Source organism: Ruegeria sp. TASC047, from assembly GCF_059612445.1.
In genome coordinates this window covers 1-1,013 of sequence record NZ_JBXWQP010000007.1, presented here as the reverse complement: position 1 = coordinate 1,013, position 1,013 = coordinate 1, and the positions used below count along the sequence as shown (strand labels likewise).

At 55.1% G+C, this 1,013-nt stretch carries 1 pseudogene; it reads left to right on the top strand.

Going from position 1 to position 1,013, the window contains the following annotated elements:
* Positions 1-56: 56 nt before the first annotated feature.
* Positions 57-1,013, top strand: a pseudogene (locus AC2FLO_RS01045) (IS3 family transposase); the annotation flags it as partial.

Here is a 1,013-nt window from a genome sequence, read left to right as displayed (position 1 = left end):
TGAGCCTCCCCCACTGAACTGGTCCGACGCTATGTTTAGGAAACGGAGGACTAAGAATGGCAAACAAGCGACCGAAGCCGGAAGAGATAGTTTCGAAGTTACGGCAAGTTGAGGTGTTGATGGGGCAAGGCATGTCCCGTCTGGATGCAATCAGACAGATCGGTGTTGTTGAACAAACCTATTATCGCTGGCGAAAGAAGTATGGCGGAATGGGTGTGGATCAGTTGAAGGAGCTGAAGCGACTTCAAAAGGAAAATGAACGGCTCAGAAGAGCTGTGTCTGACCTTACGTTGGACAAATTAATCCTGAAGGAAGCCGCAAAGGGAAATTACTAAGCCCCGCTCGCCGTCGCGCATGTATCGATCACGTTCGAAGCCAGTTCAAAGTATCGGAACGCAGGACCTGTCGGGTTCTCGGGCAGCACCGCTCCACACAAAGGCATATCCCGAAAGGCCGCGCCGATGAGGATCGTTTGGTTGCTGACATGAGCGAATTGGCCAGACAGTTTGGCCGCTACGGCTATCGGCGGATCGCGGCTTTGCTGAGAGATGCAGGCTGGTCCGTGAGCGATGGTCGTGTCGAACGGCTGTGGCGACGAGAGGGGCTGAAGGTTCCAACGAAACAACCGAAGAAGGGGCGGCTCTGGCTGAATGACGGATCATGTGTTCGGCTGAGGCCCGAGTATCGGAACCATGTCTGGAGCTATGACTTCGTGCATTGCCGGACAGATGATGGAAAGGTCTTTCGGACGCTGAACATCATTGATGAGCACAGCCGGGAATGTCTGGCGATTAAGGTGAAGCGCAAGCTGAACTCGACAGATGTGATCAATGCTCTGACAGACCTGTTCATCCTGCGCGGCGCTCCGGCATTCATCCGGTCGGATAATGGCCCTGAGTTCGTTGCACGGGCTGTTCGGGACTGGATCACCGCCGTCGGCGCGAAGTCCGCCTACATCGAGCCAGGGTCACCCTGGGAAAACGGATATTGCGAAAGCTTCAACGGGCGGATGC